This window comes from Nocardiopsis sp. iso_186 (assembly GCF_056173365.1).
In genome coordinates this window covers 2111813-2128701 of the sequence record NZ_CM149670.1, presented here as the reverse complement: position 1 = coordinate 2128701, position 16889 = coordinate 2111813, and the positions used below count along the sequence as shown (strand labels likewise).

Genomic DNA, 16889 nt, shown 5'->3' with positions numbered 1-16889 from the left:
GGCGCAGTGGAACCGTCCTACTCCCGCGGGGATTGCGAGCCCCCATTGCTCGACCAGACCATCGGCCACAACCTGGGCCGGGCGGTGGCCGCCCACCCCGACCGGGACGCACTGGTGGACGCGGCCAGTGGCCGGCGCTGGACCTACGCCCGGTTCGACGGGGCCGTGGAGGAGGTGGCGCTGGGGCTGCTGGCAGCCGGCGTGGCCGCCGGCGACCGGGTCGGCATCTGGGCCCCCAACTGCCCCGAATGGGTGCTGGTGCAGTACGCGACCGCGCGGATCGGCGCGGTCATGGTGACCGTCAACCCCGCCTACCGGGCACACGAACTGGAGTACGTGCTCAACCAGGCGGGTGTGCGACTGCTGGTCTCCTACCGGCGCCACAAGACCAGCGACTACAGGGCGCTGGTCGATCAGGTGCGTCCGGCCTGCCCGGAACTGCGCGACGTGGTCTACGTGGCGGACCCGACATGGCAGCGGCTGATCGAGCGCGGAGCGCGCCTGTCCCCTGCGCTGCTGGCCGAGCGAGAGGCCGCGCTGCGTCCCGACGATCCCATCAACATCCAGTACACGTCGGGGACGACCGGTTTCCCGAAGGGTGCGACGCTGTCGCACCGCAACATCCTCAACAACGGGTACTTCGTCGGCGAACTGCTGGGGTACACCGAGAACGACCGGATCGTCGTGGTCCCGCCCTTCTACCACTGCTTCGGGATGGTGATGGGCAATCTGGCGGCCACCAGCCACGGTGCCTGCATGATCATCGCCGCTCCGTCCTTCGACCCCGCGGCCGCACTGCGTGCGGTGGCGGCCGAGCGCGCCACATCGCTGTACGGGGTGCCGACCATGTTCATCGCCGAACTGGACCTGCCGGACTTCGCCTCCTACGACCTCTCCTCGCTGCGCACCGGGATCATGGCGGGTTCGACCTGCCCGGTGGAGGTCATGCGTCGGGTCATCGGGGAGATGCACATGGCGGAGGTGGCGATCTGCTACGGGATGACGGAGACGTCGCCGGTGTCCGCGCAGACGCGGCGCGACGACGACCTGGAGCGGCGCACCGCCACCGTGGGACGGGTCCTGCCGCATCTGGAGGTCGCGGTGGTGGACCCGGCCACGGGGGCGACGGTGCCCCGCGGGGTGTCGGGCGAACTGCGCACCCGCGGGTACTCGGTGATGCTGGGCTACTGGAACGACCCCGAAGCCACTGCCGCGGCGATCGACGCCGAGGGGTGGATGCGGACCGGGGACCTGGCGGTGATGCGGACCGACGGCTACCTCGACATCGTCGGACGCATCAAGGACATGATCATCCGCGGCGGCGAGAACGTCTACCCGCGTGAGATCGAGGAGTTCCTGCACACCCACCCGGCCATCTCCGACGTACAGGTGATCGGGGTTCCCGACGCCAAATACGGCGAGGAGGTCATGGCCTGCGTGATCCTGCACGAACCGGAAACCGGACTGAGCGCGGCCGAACTGGCCGCGTTCTGCCGGGACCGCCTGGCCCACTACAAGATCCCCCGGCACGTGCGGGTGGTGGAGTCCTTCCCGCTGACGGTCAGCGGCAAGGTCCGCAAGGTGGCGATGCGCGAACAGGCCGTCGCGGAGCTGTCCGGGCCACCGTCCTGACCCGTGGCCCACCCGCTGCACGGACGGGCCACGGTGCACCGGGGCGCTCGGGTCAGCCCTGCGCCCGGTAGGCGATTTCGCCGTCCAGGACGGTGAGCCAGGCCGCCCCCTCGCTGATGCGGTCCACGGGGGCGGCCTCGATGTCACGGTCCAGGACGACCACATCGGCGAGCATTCCCGGGCGCAACGAGCCGAGTCGGTCCTCCACCCCCACCGCGTGCGCGGCGTCCAGGGTGTGGGCGCGCAGCGCCTCGTGCAGGGTGACGGCCTGGTCGGTACCGATGGCCGCGCCCTCACGGGTGGTGCGGCGCACCGCATTGGCGATGGTGTCCAGGGGGCGCAGGCTGGAGACGAAGGAGTCGCTGGACAGCACGGGGCGCAGGCCGAGGTCGAGTTCCTCCCGCATCGGCTGCAACCGGTGGGCCCGGTCGCCCAGGCGACGCAGGAAGTCGCCGCCGCTGTCGTGCAGGAAATTGGGCTGGTTGACCGGGATGACGCCGTAGTCGGTGAACCGCTTGACCTGCTCGGGCGTGGGGTAGCCGCAGTGCTCGACCCGGGGACGCGGGTCGGGACCCGAGACCTTCGCTGCGGAGGCGATGGCGGCCAGGGTCTGCTCCATGGCCCAGTCGCCCTGGGTGTGGATCGCGACCTGCCAGCCCTGTTCGGCGGCCTTGGTCACCAGGTGCACCAACTGGTCGGGATCGTGGTACATGCTTCCGGCGAACTGCCCCCGCTCGCCGTAGGGCGTGCTGAACTTCGCGGTGCCGCCGAGCAGGGTGCCGTCGGAGTAGAACTTCATTCCGGTGAGGCGCAGCCAGTCGTCGCCGAAGGGGCCGGCCAGACCGATCGAGGTGAGTGCGTCGAGCTGGTGCGAGAGCGGCATGCCGAAGGTCCGCAGCGGCAGGGTCCCGGCTGCGCGGGCCGCACGGTAGACACGCAGTTCGCGTGCCGAGACCTGCGGGTCGCACACGGTGGTGACACCCGCGGACAGGTAGGGGTCGGCCGCGGCGGCCAACCAGCCCAGGAGCTGGTCGGTGGGCAGTGCGGTGTGAAAGTTGGGACCGTGGCAGCCGATGTTGACCGCCAGGGGCAGCAGCAGTTCCATCGCGGCGTCCAGGACCATCCCGGTGAGCCGGCCGCCCTCGTCGCGCAGGAACGTTCCGCCCGCGGGGTCGGCGACGTCCTCGGAGATACCGCTCCAGGCGAGTGCGGCGGAGTTGACCACGGCCTGGTGGCCGGAGACGTGGTAGACGATCACCGGGTGCTCGGTGGTGGCCGCGTCCAGGGTGCGCCGGTCGGGGCGGCCCCCGGGGTACTTGGCGTCGTCCATGCCGAAGGCGCGGACCCACTGGCCGGCGGGGGTGCGCACGGCCTCCGCGGCGATCGCCGCAGCGAGCTCCTCGGCACTGGTGACCGCCGGGTAGCCGGCGTCCACCGCGGCGAGCGACTCTGCCGTGGACAGCAGGTGGTTGTGCGGGTCGATGAACCCGGGAAGGACGGTGCGTCCGCCCGCATCCACCTCGACCGCGCCCGGACCGGCGGCGGCGCGTGCGGTCGCGTCGTCGGCGGCGATCAGCACCCGGCCGTCGCGCACGGCCAGCGCGGAGGCGCGAGGGTTGGCGTCGTCCATGGTCAGGACGGTGGCGTTGTGGATGAGCAGTGCGGACACGGGCAGCGTTCTCCTTGGGCGGGTGGGGCGTGCCACCGCGTGGATCGGGCGCGGCGGCACGGGCGGATGGGGCGTTCGGGCCTGCCTAGGAGGCGGGCACGAGAACGTCTTCGTCGCGGTAGCGGGGCGCCTTGACCAGGCAGGCGATGCTCAGCAGTGCCATCGCGACGAGCAGGCCGGCGACCGGGTAGATGCTGCCGGTGAGCGCGAAGAGGGCGGTGCACGCCAGTGGGGACAGGCCGCCGAAGATCGCACCGGCGATCTGGTAGGCCAGCGAGACGCTGGTGTAGCGCGCCTTGGGCGGGAACATCTGGGACAGCACCCGGGCGATGGGCCCGTAGACGGTGGCCATGGCGAGGCGCATGACGCACAGGACGAGGAAGATCAGGGCGGTGCTCCCGGTCTCCAGGACGAGGAACTGCGGGACCGCCAGCACTGCGACGGCCAGCAGGCCGATGGTGACGACCCGCACGGTGCCGAAGCGGTCGCCCAGCCAGGACACGCCGAGCGTGGCCACGAGTTCGACGAAGGCCGCCACCGACAGGCCCGTGAGGATGACCTGTTCGCTGATGCCCGCCTCGGTCGTACCGTACGCCTGGAGGAACGTGGTGACGATGTAGTATCCGCCGACGGCGACCGGCAGTACGCCGATGCCCAGCAGCAGCGGGCGCCACGAGCCGCGCACGGCCTCCAGCAGCGGCAGTTCGGTGGGCCGGTCGTCGGCCTGCTGGGCCGCGGTGAAGACCGGCGACTCCTCCACCTTGAGCCGGATCAGCAGACCCACCGCCACCAGCAGCGCCGAGGCGAGGAACGGCAGGCGCCAGGCCCACGTGTAGAGGGCGTCTCCGCCGAAGGTGGCGATGAGGCTGAAGGCTCCTGTTGCCAGCAGCGCGCCGGCGGGATTGCCCAACTGCGCGAAGGAACCGTAGAAGGTCTTCTTGTCCTCGGGGGCGTGTTCCACGGCCATGAGCACCGCACCGCCCCACTCACCACCGACGGCGATGCCCTGGACGAAGCGCAGCACGACCAGGAGCACGGGAGCCAGGACGCCGATCTGCTCGTAGGTGGGCAGCAGCCCCACGGCGAAGGTGGCCACGCCCATCATCAACAGGGTGGTGACCAGAGCGGACTTGCGGCCGATGCGGTCACCGTAGTGGCCGAAGAGGATGCCGCCCAGCGGGCGGGCGAAGAACCCGACGGCGAAGGTGGCGAACGAGGCCATCAGACCGGTCATCGGGTCGATGCCCGCGGGGAAGAAGAGGGTGGCGAAGACCAGGCTGGCGGCGGTGGCGTAGATGTAGAAGTCGAACCACTCGATGGTCGTTCCGACGAAGGCCGCGATGGCCGCACGTGCCGGGTGATCGGACGTGGGGGGAATGCGCTCAGACATGGCAACTCCGTGCGGGAATCGGTCCGGACCGGGCGAGCGGGGAGTCGTCCCTGCTCGCGAGCGGTTCGGCGTGGGACGAACGGGCGATGATGTGACGGTAGACACCCGAACAACGCAACGCGCAGGACGATCTCCACAGTCGGGCCCGTGACTAATGTGCAGTCCGCACAGTCAGCGGCACCGGCCGGAAGACAAGGGGGAAGGGATGACGCTGACGGTCCGCGGACTCGTGGCTCACGATGACCTGGAAGTGCGAGCGGTGGCCGGGACGTCGGGCCTGGACAACCCGATCCGCTGGGCGCACGTGACCGAACTCGCCGATCCGGTGCGGTGGCTGCGTGGCGGCGAATTGGTGCTGACCGTGGGCCTGGGCCTTGGCGCCACTCCTGCCGAGCAACGCGCCTACGTGGCCCGGCTGTCCGCTGCGGGCTGCGCCGGTCTGGGGGTCGCAGTGGACACCTGGTTGAGCGAGCTGCCCCCGGCCGTTCCCGAGGCGGCCGGCGCGTGCGAACTTCCACTGTTGGTGGTGGAGGGCAGCACGCCCTTCATCGCGATCGTGGAAGCGGTTGCCGACCACTACGCCGCCGAACGGGTGGAGGCTCAGCGCCAGGTCCTGGCGGCCCAGGACGCGATGGCGCGCGCCGCGCTGCGCTCGGGGCCCGCCGGGGTGCTGGGCGAGCTGGCCACGGCCACCGGCGGACAGGCGCTGCTCTTGGACCGCAACGGCATGACCGCCTCGACCGCGCCCGCGGGCGAACCCGCATGGCACGCGGCGGCTCGCTCAGCGCTGGTACTGGACGGCTCACGACCGCGCGGGATGACCGTGCTCGCGGACGGCGCGGCCAGTGTGCTGTTGCAGAGCCTCGGGGCGAGCGGTACCACGCTGGGCTGGCTGGGGCTGCGCTGCGCGTCGCCCGTCTCCACCCACACCCGGATGCTGGCCAACCACGCGGCGTCCCTGCTGGCGGTGGACCTGCTGCATTCGCGTGACGCGCGGCGCGCGCTGCACCACCAGCGGGCGCCGCTGCTCCGTGCGCTGATCGAAGGCTCCACGGCGACGGAGGAACTGACCACCCGGCTTCTGCCGCTGCCGGTGGGACCGCTCGAAGTGGCCTACTATCCCGGTGACGACCCCGCCCGGTTGCTGGACACGGCCGCGGACGCGCTGCCCGACGTCCTCGGCGACACCACCGGCACCGAACGCGTAGCCATGTGCGCCCTGGGCGCGGGCCTGGTGGTGGTCCTGCCCGACACCGGTGGGACGGGCCCCCGGGTCGGCGAACGGCTCCTCGGAGTGCTGTCGGCAGCCGCGGGAGCGGAACGGTCGGCCGGGGCGTGCGGGGCACGGGGGCCGTCCGGGATACGCGAGGCGGTTGCGCGTGCCCGACACGCCGCAACGACGGGACGCGGGTACCGCAACACCGACGACGCCGACTCCTGGTCCGTACTGCGGGGAGCCATCGACCCTGCCGCCGAGCGGGAGTTCACCCGCTCGGTCCTGGGCGCCCTTCAGGAACACGACACGCGCAATGGCGCCGACCTGGTGCACACCCTGCGGCACTACCTCGACAACGGGGCAGGGATCGAGGCGACGGCGCGGGACCTCGGCGTGCACCGCAACACGCTTCGGACCCGGTTGCGCACCGCCGAGCGGGTCATGGGCCGCTCGCTGGACTCGCCCAGGCACCGCCTGGAGCTCGCCCTGGCCATGGAGCTGTCCCCCGATCCCGACCACACCGGTGAGGATCTGGAGTAACCCGCTACCGTCGCTCTCCGCCGAGGGCCGCCAGCAGGTCCGCCGCGGTGGCCGACCGGTCCAGCAACGCCCCGACGTGCTCCTTGGTGCCGCGCAGCGGCTCGAGGGTCGGCACGCGTTGCAGCGAGTCGGTGCCGGGGATGTCGAAGATGACGGAGTCCCAGGAGGCCGCGGCGACGGAATCGGCGTACTTGGCCAGGCAGCGGCCCCGGAAGTAGGCGCGGGTGTCGGTGGGCGGTTCGGTGATGGCGCGTTCGACCTCGGCCTCGTCGAGCAGTCGCTGCATCCGTCCCCGGGCCACGAGGCGGTTGTAGAGCCCCTTGTCCTCGCGGACGTCGGAGTACTGCAGGTCCACGAGTTGGAGGCGGTGATGGTCCCAGTCGATGCCGTCGCGGGAGCGGTATCCCTCCAAGATCTTGAGTTTGGCGACCCAGTCGAGCTGGTCGGCCAGGCGCATGGGGTCCTCGGCCAGGGTTGCGAGGACGGCCTCCCAGCGGTCGAGGACGTCGGCGGTGTCGGGGTTGACGTCGGAGCCGAAACGATCCTCGACGTACTTGCGGGCCTGTTCCAGGTACTCGCCCTGCAACTGCAGCGCGGTCATCTTGCGACCGTCGCGCAGCCTGGCCGCGTGGGTGAGCGTGGGGTCGTGGGAGATCGCGCGGAGATCGGCCACGGGGGTCTCCAGCGACAGGTCACCGCTGAGGAAGCGGTCCTCGATCATGGCGAGCACGATCGCGGTGGTACCGGCCTTGAGATAGGTCGAGATCTCGCTCATGTTGGCGTCGCCGATGATGACGTGCAGACGACGGTACTTGTCGGGGTCGGAGTGCGGCTCGTCGCGGGTGTTGATGATGGGCCGCTTGAGCGTGGTCTCCAGACCGACCTCGACCTCGAAGAAGTCGGCGCGCTGGCTGATCTGGAACCCCGCGTCGCGCCCGTCCGCGCCGATGCCGACCCGTCCCGCGCCGCACACGACCTGACGGGAGACGAAGAACGGGATGAGGTTGCGCACGATCTCGGCGAAGGGCGTGGCCCGCTGCATCAGGTAGTTCTCGTGGGTGCCGTAGGAGGCGCCCTTGTTGTCGGTGTTGTTTTTATACAGCTGGATGGGCTCGACAGTGGGAATGGCCGAGGCGCGCCGGGCCGCGTCGGCCATGACGCGCTCCCCCGCCTTGTCCCACAGCACCGCGTCACGCGGACCGGTGACCTCGGGCGCGGAGTACTCGGGGTGGGCGTGGTTGACGTAGAGCCGCGCGCCGTTGGTGAGGATGACGTTGGCCAACCCCAGGTCCTCGTCGGTGAGCTGGGTGGGGTCGGCGACTTCTCGGGCGAGATCGAAGCCGCGGGCGTCGCGGAGCGGGTTCTCCTCCTCGAAATCCCATCGGGCCTTGCGGGCCCGGGCCGCCGAAGCCGCCAGGTAGGCGTTGACCACCTGAGTGGAGGTCACCATCGCATTGGCACCGGGGTTGCCGGGCACGGAGATGCCGTACTCGGTCTCGATGCCCATAATCCGCCGCACAGTCATAGGTTGAGGTTATCCAGCGGACACCGTTTTGGAACGTCGTGTCGCCGATTGTGCTCTAACAGCCGCGCTGCGTCCGCGGGTCGGGTGCGGCGCCCAGGGCCCGAAAAGAGCCGGGACCACTCCGACACAGCACCGTGACCTGCACGGCTGCCGCCGCCCCGGAGCGTGGTGGCACGACGGGGCGGCGACAGGGCCCGGGCTGCTCAGTCTGCCTGGGCGATGACCTCTTCGTGGACGGCGACCTGGTCCTCCTGGGTCGCCTGTTCCCCGAGCGCGGTGCTGAAGACGAGGATCTCCTCGGTGCGGCTGGTCAGCGAGCCCGCGTCGGCCCGGTACACGGCTTCCTCGCCCAGTCCGGCAACCTCCGTCTGGGCCGAGCCGGCCAGGCGCAGCTCGGAGAAGACGGGGTCGTGGGGATAGACGTCGAGCATGTAGCCGCCGGTGGCACCCATCCAGCCGCAGTGCAGGCCCGGGAAACGATCGTGTGCCTGACCTGCGGCGGCCTCGGCGTCAGCGGGCATCTCGAACTCGGCGGGGTCGTTGAACCACTCCTCCGACAGTTCCATGTCCGTGACGGCACCGTCGAGGGCGGGCGCGGCCTCGACAAGGCCGGCGCACGTCTCGGGCAGCGGCCACGTGCTGGCCTCAGGACTCTGTCCGGCAGCGTCGGGGGCGGCGGAGGAGGTATCCGGTTCGTCTGCTGCGGCACAGCCCACGAGCAGGACGAGAGCGCACAGGGTCAGGGATGGGGGGATGACGCGCATGGGTACTCCAGGTGATAGCGGGGCGGGGAGCACCGCTCGGGGCGACCCGGGGCATGCGCTCCCTGAGCCACCGGATAGTACCGGTTCGGCTGCCCTGCGCCACCCCTGCTGCTCATCGACTTGGCGCGTACCGCAGGGGTGGCCTATTCGGCTGCCAGGATGTCGGTGTGCAGGGCCGTCAGCTCCGCACGCCCCAGGCCGAGTTCGTAGGTGGTGGCGAAGACGAGGGTCCGACCCGAACGGCTGACCATGGAATGCATGCCGTTGCGTTCGCGGTGCAGGGCCTCCTCGCCCAGACCGGTCACCTCGGTACCGTCTCCGGCGCCCTCGGGGTCGAAACGGTGCTCCGACCAGAACGGCTCGTCAGGGAACACCTCCACGACGAGGGAGGCGACCTCTCCGCCCTGCCAGGAACAGACCAGGCCCGGCAGGGACTCCATGTCCTGTCCGATCAGCTCCTGCTCGTCGGCGGGCAGCGAGAACTCGGCGGGATCGTTGAACTGGTCGATGAGCGGGTCCAGCCCGGCCACCGCGTCGCCCAGCGCCGGAGCCTGCTGCGCGAGACCCGCGCAGTCCTCGGGCAGCGTCCACCCGCGGGCGGCGTCCTGATCCGTCTCCTGCGAGCCGTCGCCGGCGGAGCAGCCGGCGAGCAGGGCGAGGCAGAAGGCGGTGGCGGCAAAGAGTACTGCGCGGTGCATGTGGGAGAACTCCTGAAGGTGGGGGAGGCTCGGAACGCTCCGGAGGCGCCCCTCCGGGGCCACGTGCCCACAGGCCCGCGCCCGGCTGCGGCCCCGGGCCGTGCGAGATGGCCGACCCTACACCAACGCCCCTGGTCGTTCCGGGGTTCCCCTCGGGACGGCAGGCCCGAGGGGAACCGGGGGCTTGCTTGTCCGCTCCTCTCGCCCCGGGACGATCGCGCAACCGTGACGACCGGGAAGAACGAGGACGACGGGGAGCCACCGGTGGCCGGCAGGTCCCCGTCGTTCTTTCGGTGAAGCGCGTTCCTACAGGTACTGGCCGGTGTTGGCCACGGTGTCGATGGACCGGCCGGAGTCGGCGCCCTTCTTACCCGAGACCAGCGTCCGGATGTAGACGATGCGCTCGCCCTTCTTACCGGAGATGCGCGCCCAGTCGTCGGGGTTGGTGGTGTTGGGCAGGTCCTCGTTCTCGGCGAACTCGTCCACGCACGCCTGGAGCAGGTGGGCGACCCGCAGCCCGCGCGCGCCGACTTCCAGGAAGTCCTTGATCGCCATCTTCTTGCCGCGGTCCACGATGTTCTGGATCATCGCGCCGGAGTTGAAGTCCTTGAAGTACAGGACCTCCTTGTCGCCGTTGGCGTAGGTGACCTCCAGGAAGCGGTTCTCCTCGGTCTCGCCGTACATCCGCTCCACGACGCGCTGGATCATGGCGTTGACGGTCTCGGCCGCAGAACCGCTGTGTTCGGCGAGGTCGTCGGGGTGCAGCGGAAGGTCGTTGACGATGTACTTGGCGAAGATGTCGCGGGCCGCTTCGGCGTCGGGACGCTCGATCTTGATCTTGACGTCGAGTCGCCCCGGACGCAGGATCGCCGGGTCGATCATGTCCTCGCGGTTGGAGGCGCCGATGACGATGACGTTCTCCAGGCCCTCGACACCGTCGATCTCACTGAGCAGCTGGGGCACGATCGTGTTCTCGACATCGCTGGAAACACCCGAGCCGCGCGTGCGGAAGATCGAGTCCATCTCGTCGAAGAACACGATGACCGGGGTGCCTTCGCTGGCCTTCTCCCGCGCACGCTGGAAGACCAAGCGGATGTGCCGCTCGGTCTCGCCGACGTACTTGTTGAGCAGCTCCGGACCCTTGATGTTGAGGAAGAAGCTCTTGCCCGCGTCCTGGCCGGTGCGCTCCGCCACCTGCTTCGCCAGGGAGTTGGCCACCGCCTTGGCGATGAGCGTCTTGCCGCAGCCGGGCGGACCGTAGAGCAGGACGCCCTTGGGCGGACGCAGTTTGTGTTCGTAGAACAGGTCTTTGTGCAGGTAGGGAAGCTCGACCGCGTCGCGGATCAGTTCGATCTGACCACCGAGGCCACCGATGTCGCTGTAGGCGATGTCGGGGACCTCTTCGAGGACCAGCTCCTCCACCTCGGACTTGGGGATGCGCTCGTAGACGTAGCCCGAACGCGACTCCAACAGCAGCGAGTCGCCCACGCGCACCGGCTGGTCGCGCAGCGGCTCGGCCAGTCGAACGATCTTCTCTTCGTCGTGGTTGGAGATGACCAGGGCGCGCTCGCCGTCCTCAAGGAGCTCCTTGAGCATGACGACCTCACCGATCGTCTCGTAGGAGGCCGCCTCGACGATGTTGAACGCCTCGTTGAGCATGACCTCCTGCCCCGGCCGCAGGGTGTCGAGATCGACCGAGGGACTCACGTTGACCCGCATCTTGCGGCCGTTGGTGAAGATCTCGACGGTCTCGTCGTCACGGGCCTCAAGGAAGACCCCGAAGCCTGACGGCGGCTGCGCCAGCCGGTTGACCTCCTCCTTGAGCGCCACGATCTGGTCGCGCGCCTCCTTCAGCGTCGCCACCAGGCGCTCGTTCTGACCATTGGTCGCAGCCAGGCTGGCCTGGGCCTCCCGGAGTCGGTCCTCGAGCAACCGTACGTGCCGAGGGGAATCGGCGAGTTTGCGCCGCAGGACGCCCAGTTCCTGCTCCAAGTAGGAGACCTGGGCCACGAGCTCCTCACGGTCGCGCTCTGCCTGACGCTCGTCGTCGCGATCGGCCACGTCCGCCACCTCCCGTTAAGAGGAAAAACCTAATCGGGAGCCTACCTACCCGGGGCCCATTCCTAACCTGTCCTCGGCGGCCAGTGTCGAACCACTCGGTTTTTAATCGCGGATAAGACGAGCTCACCCTGCCGATCAGGGTGTTCTCGTAATGAGAACGTAACGTCCGGTCCCGGCCTTACTGTCCGTTTTCGGAGTTGACAGGAGGAGTCGCAGCGTCCGTGGCCGCGGCGTCCGGCGTCGCGGCGGGCTCCACCGAACCGGCAGCGGCGGCTTCAGGAGCGGACTGTGCGCGGTTCTTGGCGTACTCCTCGCCGTAGGAGCCCTTGGCGGGACGACGGCGGCGGTCCGGCGCGGTGGTGTCGTCGGCCAGACGACGGGCGGTGACCAGGAAACCGGTGTGGCCGATCATCCGGTGGTCGGGGCGCACGGCCAGGCCCTCGACGTGCCAGGTGCGCAGCATGGTCTCGAAGGAGTAGGGCTCGTAGAAGGAGCCGTGCTCGCGCAGCCCTTCGACGACCCTGGAAAGCTGGGTGGTGGTTGCGACGTAGACGCAGATGAGACCGCCGGGGACCATCGCCTTGGCAACGGCGTCCAGGCACTCCCAAGGGGCCAGCATGTCCAGGACCACCCGGTCGAAGTCGCCTTCGTCCAGGCTCTCCACCAGGTCGCCGACCGTCAGTTTCCAGGCGGGGTGCTCGGCCCCGAAGAAACGCTGGACGTTGGTACGCGCGATGTCGGCGAAATCGGCGCGACGCTCGTAGGAGGAGAGCAGGCCGTCATCCCCCACAGCGCGCAGCATCCAGCACGACAGCCCGCCCGATCCGACACCGGCCTCCAGCACGCGGGCGCCGGGAAAGATGTCGGCCTGCGCGACGATCTGTGCGGCGTCCTTGGGGTAGACGATGGTCGCGCCGCGCTTCATCGACAGGGTGAAGTCGGCCAACAGGGGACGCAGCGCCACGTAGGCGGTCCCCGAACTGGCGGTGACCACGCTGCCCTCGGGGGCGCCGATCAGATCGTCGTGGTCCAGGCGGCCACGGTGCGTGTGGAACGCCGTCCCGGCGCGCAGGGTGATGGTGTGCATCCGCCCCTTGGGGTCGGTCAGCTGCACGATGTCGCCGTCCCCGAAGGGTCCGCGGCGGCCGTGGATGCCGGTCACTGATTTCTCGTCTCTGCGGTGTAGATCGTGTGCTTCTGGGCCGGTCGCCCAGCGTATCGGCCTTCGCGCACCCCCCGAAACGCGCAGGGGTGACGCGCCACACACTTCGCCCGGCGGGGGTTGGATACTGGTCGGACGGCCTCGGAGTACCGGTGGCCAAGTGGCGGGTGTGGCCGACAGCAGAAGGGCATGAACTCGATGGTGCAGCACGCGGTGCGGACCGGACTGGGAATCGACATCGGCGGGAGCGGGATCAAGGGGGCCCCGGTGAACCTGGACACCGGGGAGTTCCTGGTGGAGCGGGTCAAGATCGCCACCCCGCAGCCCGCGACCCCCGAGGCGGTGGCCGAGGTGGTGGCCGAGATCGCCGCGCACTTCCCCCATCACGTGGATGCCGACTGCCCTCTGGGCGTCACGTTCCCCGCGGTGATCCAGCACGGGGTCGCGCGCAGCGCGGCCAACGTCAACCCGTCCTGGGTGGGCACCAATGTGGAGCACCTGCTGGCCAAGGCCACCGGGCGCCGGGTCTACGTCGTCAACGACGCCGACGCGGCAGCGGTGGCCGAGCACCGCTACGGGGCGGCTGCGGGAACCGAAGGAGTCGTACTGCTGACCACGCTGGGAACCGGAATCGGGACCGCGTTGCTGCTGGACGGCCGCCTGGTGCCCAACACCGAGTTCGGTCACCTGGAGATCGACGGGCACGACGCCGAGACCCGGGCTGCCTCCAGTGCCAAGGAGCGCGAGGACCTGTCCTACCAGCAGTGGGCCGAGGAACGCCTGCAGCGTTACTACTCGGTGGTGGAGGACCTGCTCTGGCCGGACCTGATCGTGGTCGGTGGCGGGGTGAGCCGCAAGGCCGACAAGTTCCTGCCGCACCTGCACCTGCGGGCGCCGATCGTCGCGGCTCAGCTGCGCAACACCGCCGGGATCGTCGGTGCCGCCGTCCTGGCCGCGGAGCAACTGGGCTGACGCACCGAAAAGACCACTGCCCGGCCGTGCCTCTCCCGACGGCCGGGCGTTTCCCCTCCCAGGGTGTGCGGTGCAACAGCCCGTCCTCCGCCACCAGAGGCGGGACCGGACCGGTCATACGTGCTCGGTGCGCCTGCTAGTTGGCGCGGGGGGTGAGCACTCCGAGGATGCGGCGCGCCGCAGCCGAGGAGTTGACTGCCGGGGTGAGCGGGCTCATGAACGGCACGGCCGGCTCTTCGTGCGAGGCACGCAGCCACCACCACAGCCGGCCGCGGTGCGGACGCAGCACTGTGCGCTGAGTCCTCAGGGGCACACCCCAGATAGAGGACGGGTCGCGTAGAGTTGCGTCAATTGCGCCTATTTGGCCGTCCAGGGACGTCTCCAGCCCACACTCCTGCAGCCGCGCGTCGAGCGAGCGCAGAGCGGAGAGCCACAGCACGTCGTTGCGGCCGTAATCAATGTGCTGTCCGGATCCGGCCAGCGAAGGCATGCCCATTGGGGGTGTCTCGATGGTCATTCACAGGTCCTATCCACTGGTGATTTCCCACGAAAACGGGACTTTAGTCCCTTGACTCTGCACCCCCTTTCACCTCGAAAGATAACCCTATGCAAATCACGCATAGAGGTATTTCTTTTACGGATAGCCACGAAGCCCAGGTCGGGTCCCTAATCTAGGCTCATGCCCCAGCGTGATGGTGCCTTACCTCCGGAGTTCTGGTCCCGCCCCGCAATGGCCACCGCACTGGCCACCTGCGACATGGCGGCGATCGTGGAAGCCATCCGGTTGACCCGCGGATGGTCTCAGGCTGAGTTGGCCCGAACCGTGGGCTACAGCCAGAGCTGGGTGTCACGAGTCGTCAACGGCCAACAGTCCCTCACCATCGACCAGGTGAGGGAGATCGCGGGACGGCTCGATATCCCGGTCCATCTTCTCAGGTTCGCGACCGTGGGCGCCATGCCTACGTCCTTCGCATCGTCACGCCGTCCCACCGTGAGCGCGGTGGGCATCGTGAAGGGGGCGGATCCAACGAGGCGCCGAGAGTTCGCAAAGGTCGTCGCCATGACGGCCACCCCACTGCCGTTGGCGAGCGCAGCGGGCAACATCAATGAGACCACGGCGCCGACCCTGCGCTCCATCACCGGTGGGCAGCGGCGTCTGGACGCATCCTCCCCCTCCCGCGACCTGGCCAAGGCCGCACTGGCCCACCTGGAGTTGTCGGGGCGGACCCTGGGGAGGGCACGACGTACACCGCACCTGGTGGACGTGGCCGCCGCAGCCAGCGAAGCAGCGGGCTTCGCCGCGTGGCTGCATGCCGACATGGGTGACGCCGGGTCGGCACGGTCCTATTACCGGGTGGCGGTCGAGCATGCCCGTCAGGCCGGCCACGGCCTGCTCGACGTGTACATGCTGGGCAGCCTGGCCGCGTTCGAAATCGACTCCGACGATGCCGAGCTCGGGCTGGGCCTGGCCGCCGAGGCGACCCGCCGCCTCGGCAACGACTCCCACCCCACGGCGCGCGCCTGGCTGGCGTGCGTACGCGCGATGGGGTACGCCGGTCTGGGCGACTCCTCCTCCACGCACCGCGAGCTGAGGACGGCCGGAGCCGAGGTGGCCCGCCCCGACAACGCCGAACCACCATGGCCGTGGGTGTTCGCGTTCGACGACGCGAAGGTGGCGGGGTACCGGGCACTGGCCGCGGTCCGCCTGCGGCGCCCGCACGAAGCCCGCTCGGCGTTCTACGAGGCGTTCGGCAACTCCCGGCCCCCCGGGGCCAAGCAAGGGGCGATCCTGATGGTGGAGCTCGCCTCGGCGCACGCCGATGCCGGAGACGTTGACGAGGCGTTCCGACTGGCCTCCGAAGCGCTGCGCACCGGAGTGAACTTCCGCTCCGAACGGGTGATCGGGCGGGTCAGGCGGTTTCGCCGCGACTACCACGGCCCGCGTGCCCGCTGTGTCAGCCTGCTGGACGAACAACTCACCGCGATGATCACCGGTCGGTTGCCGGCCTGAGAGGAGGCGCCCCGGGTCCTTTCCGCGGACTCACCCCGCCGCGGCGAAGGCCCGGTTCACGTCGGCTGCAATCAGCACGCCGTAGGGGCTCCCGTCCGCCTCGACCAGGAGGTACTCGGCGGACGGGTAGTCGTGCATCGCCCGCAGCAGTTCCTCTCCGCTGGAGTCTGCCGAGAGCACGATCTCCGGAACGATGGCGCGCGCGGTGTTGGCGACCGGCAGCCACGGACGCCGGGGCTCGGGGACCGCCGACACAGCGGTGTCGCTGACCAACGAGGTCGGGGTGCCCAGCGAGTCGGTGACGATGATGGCCCCGGCATCGGCCACTGCTCGTTGCCGCAGCGCCTCGGCCAACGGGGTGTCCCCGATCACCAGGACGGCCCGACGGGCGAGGAGCCGAGCGCGGATCGCGGGGATGCGCTGACGCAGTTGTGCGTTGCGCAACGACGAGCTGGCCCCCATCCAGATGAAGGCGCCCAGCAGCACCGACCAGAGCATCCCGAACAGGCTGGGTGCGACGCCCAACCAGACCGCGTACACGAACGGCAGCGCGATGATGAGGGCACCCAGCCCCCTGCCGACCCAGGCTGCCGCGACCGTTCCGCTGTGCGGCCGGCGGGTGACGGCCCACACCCCGGCGCGCAGGATTCTCCCCCCGTCCAACGGGAGGCCGGGCAGCAGGTTGAAGACCGTCACCAGGAGGTTGGCCACCCAGAGCTGCCAGACCAGAACCCCGACGACGGTGGCCGGATCGACGAGAAGATAGACGACGAAACCGCCACCGGCCAGTACCGCCGAGAGCAGCGGCCCGGAGAACGCGACCCAGAACTCGCGTCCCGGGGTCGGCGCCTCCCGTTCGATCTCGGAGACCCCGCCCAGCATGTAGAGGGTGATACGGCGCACCGGGAGGCCGAAGGAACGCGCGGCCACGCAGTGGGCGAGTTCGTGGATGAGCACCGAGACGTACAGCAACACGGCGAAGGCCAGGGCGACCAGATAGGAGGCCGGCCCCAGGTGCAGCGCACGCTCCACCATCGGCTGGTAGAGGACCGTGATGATCACCGCGATGAGCAGCCACGAGGGCGTGACGTAGACGGGTACGCCCAGCAGGGTGACGATCCGGATCCCACCGCGCCCTCTCGAACTGCTCGTGGTCCGTGTCTGCCGGGGGGTCCTGCCTTGTTCGGTCACTCCTTCAGGCTACGCGGTCCCCGAACGCCGGGCCTGCGGATGTCGTCGTGCGCGTCTA

13 protein-coding genes are annotated in these 16889 nt (G+C 69.6%); 4 read left to right on the top strand and 9 right to left on the bottom strand.

Annotation, left to right across the window (positions count from 1 at the left end; all coding sequences use genetic code 11):
* Positions 1-6 precede the first annotated feature (6 nt).
* A complete protein-coding gene (locus tag AC0VYP_RS09480) occupies positions 7-1632 on the top strand; it encodes an AMP-binding protein (protein WP_475473538.1) in 1626 nt (541 codons plus the stop codon).
* A 52-nt stretch (positions 1633-1684) separates the two neighbouring features.
* On the opposite strand, the gene AC0VYP_RS09475 is transcribed toward AC0VYP_RS09480, so the two are convergent.
* Both AC0VYP_RS09475 and AC0VYP_RS09470 read right to left on the bottom strand, forming a co-directional pair.
* Positions 1685-3301, bottom strand: a complete 1617-nt coding sequence (locus tag AC0VYP_RS09475) for an amidohydrolase (protein ID WP_475473536.1) — start codon at positions 3299-3301, stop codon at positions 1685-1687.
* Positions 3302-3386: 85 nt separating this feature from the next.
* A complete protein-coding gene (locus tag AC0VYP_RS09470; protein ID WP_285760321.1) occupies positions 3387-4691 on the bottom strand; it encodes an MFS transporter in 1305 nt (434 codons plus the stop codon).
* A 205-nt stretch (positions 4692-4896) separates the two neighbouring features.
* On the opposite strand from AC0VYP_RS09470, the gene AC0VYP_RS09465 reads away from it, so the two are divergent.
* Positions 4897-6447 carry a PucR family transcriptional regulator gene (locus tag AC0VYP_RS09465; RefSeq protein ID WP_475473534.1) on the top strand — a complete coding sequence of 517 codons (1551 nt, stop codon included), beginning with the start codon at positions 4897-4899 and terminating at the stop codon, positions 6445-6447.
* A 4-nt stretch (positions 6448-6451) separates the two neighbouring features.
* Here the strand turns inward: AC0VYP_RS09465 and dop are convergent, their stop codons facing one another.
* From dop to AC0VYP_RS09440, 5 genes are all read right to left on the bottom strand, one after another.
* Positions 6452-7972 (bottom strand): depupylase/deamidase Dop, encoded by a 1521-nt coding sequence (gene dop / locus AC0VYP_RS09460; protein WP_475473533.1) that lies wholly within the window; start codon positions 7970-7972, stop codon positions 6452-6454.
* 203 nt (positions 7973-8175) lie between these two features.
* Positions 8176-8736 carry a hypothetical protein gene (locus AC0VYP_RS09455; protein WP_285760323.1) on the bottom strand — a complete coding sequence of 187 codons (561 nt, stop codon included), beginning with the start codon at positions 8734-8736 and terminating at the stop codon, positions 8176-8178.
* A 143-nt stretch (positions 8737-8879) separates the two neighbouring features.
* A complete protein-coding gene (locus tag AC0VYP_RS09450; protein ID WP_285760324.1) occupies positions 8880-9434 on the bottom strand; it encodes a hypothetical protein in 555 nt (184 codons plus the stop codon).
* Between the two features lie 306 nt (positions 9435-9740).
* Positions 9741-11504 carry a proteasome ATPase gene (gene arc, locus AC0VYP_RS09445; RefSeq protein WP_475473531.1) on the bottom strand — a complete coding sequence of 588 codons (1764 nt, stop codon included), beginning with the start codon at positions 11502-11504 and terminating at the stop codon, positions 9741-9743.
* A gap of 169 nt (positions 11505-11673) precedes the next feature.
* Positions 11674-12657, bottom strand: a complete 984-nt coding sequence (locus AC0VYP_RS09440) for a tRNA (adenine-N1)-methyltransferase (protein WP_285760326.1) — start codon at positions 12655-12657, stop codon at positions 11674-11676.
* A 198-nt stretch (positions 12658-12855) separates the two neighbouring features.
* Between AC0VYP_RS09440 and ppgK the strand changes: the two genes are divergently transcribed.
* Entirely contained in the window at positions 12856-13629 is a 774-nt protein-coding gene (gene ppgK / locus AC0VYP_RS09435) for a polyphosphate--glucose phosphotransferase (RefSeq protein WP_475474207.1), read from the top strand.
* Positions 13630-13765: 136 nt separating this feature from the next.
* On the opposite strand, the gene AC0VYP_RS09430 is transcribed toward ppgK, so the two are convergent.
* On the bottom strand, positions 13766-14146 hold the full coding sequence (locus tag AC0VYP_RS09430; RefSeq protein WP_475473530.1) for a hypothetical protein: 381 nt from the start codon (positions 14144-14146) through the stop codon (positions 13766-13768).
* 213 nt (positions 14147-14359) lie between these two features.
* Here AC0VYP_RS09430 and AC0VYP_RS09425 point away from each other — a divergent pair, with 213 nt between their 5' ends.
* The gene (locus AC0VYP_RS09425) at positions 14360-15640 is read left to right on the top strand and encodes a helix-turn-helix domain-containing protein (RefSeq protein ID WP_475473528.1); all 1281 of its coding nucleotides are present in this window, start codon (positions 14360-14362) and stop codon (positions 15638-15640) included.
* Between the two features lie 30 nt (positions 15641-15670).
* Here the strand turns inward: AC0VYP_RS09425 and AC0VYP_RS09420 are convergent, their stop codons facing one another.
* Positions 15671-16831 carry a site-2 protease family protein gene (locus AC0VYP_RS09420; protein ID WP_475473526.1) on the bottom strand — a complete coding sequence of 387 codons (1161 nt, stop codon included), beginning with the start codon at positions 16829-16831 and terminating at the stop codon, positions 15671-15673.
* Between the last annotated feature and the right edge of the window lie 58 nt (positions 16832-16889).

Coding starts and splice junctions, on each gene's coding strand:
- AC0VYP_RS09470 (WP_285760321.1), bottom strand. CDS start 4,691: ATGTCTGAGCGCATTCCCCCCACGTCCGATCACCCGGCACGTGCGGCC.
- AC0VYP_RS09455 (WP_285760323.1), bottom strand. CDS start 8,736: ATGCGCGTCATCCCCCCATCCCTGACCCTGTGCGCTCTCGTCCTGCTC.
- AC0VYP_RS09425 (WP_475473528.1), top strand. CDS start 14,360: ATGGCCACCGCACTGGCCACCTGCGACATGGCGGCGATCGTGGAAGCC.
- AC0VYP_RS09430 (WP_475473530.1), bottom strand. CDS start 14,146: ATGACCATCGAGACACCCCCAATGGGCATGCCTTCGCTGGCCGGATCC.
- AC0VYP_RS09450 (WP_285760324.1), bottom strand. CDS start 9,434: ATGCACCGCGCAGTACTCTTTGCCGCCACCGCCTTCTGCCTCGCCCTG.
- dop (WP_475473533.1), bottom strand. CDS start 7,972: ATGACTGTGCGGCGGATTATGGGCATCGAGACCGAGTACGGCATCTCC.
- AC0VYP_RS09465 (WP_475473534.1), top strand. CDS start 4,897: ATGACGCTGACGGTCCGCGGACTCGTGGCTCACGATGACCTGGAAGTG.
- ppgK (WP_475474207.1), top strand. CDS start 12,856: ATGGTGCAGCACGCGGTGCGGACCGGACTGGGAATCGACATCGGCGGG.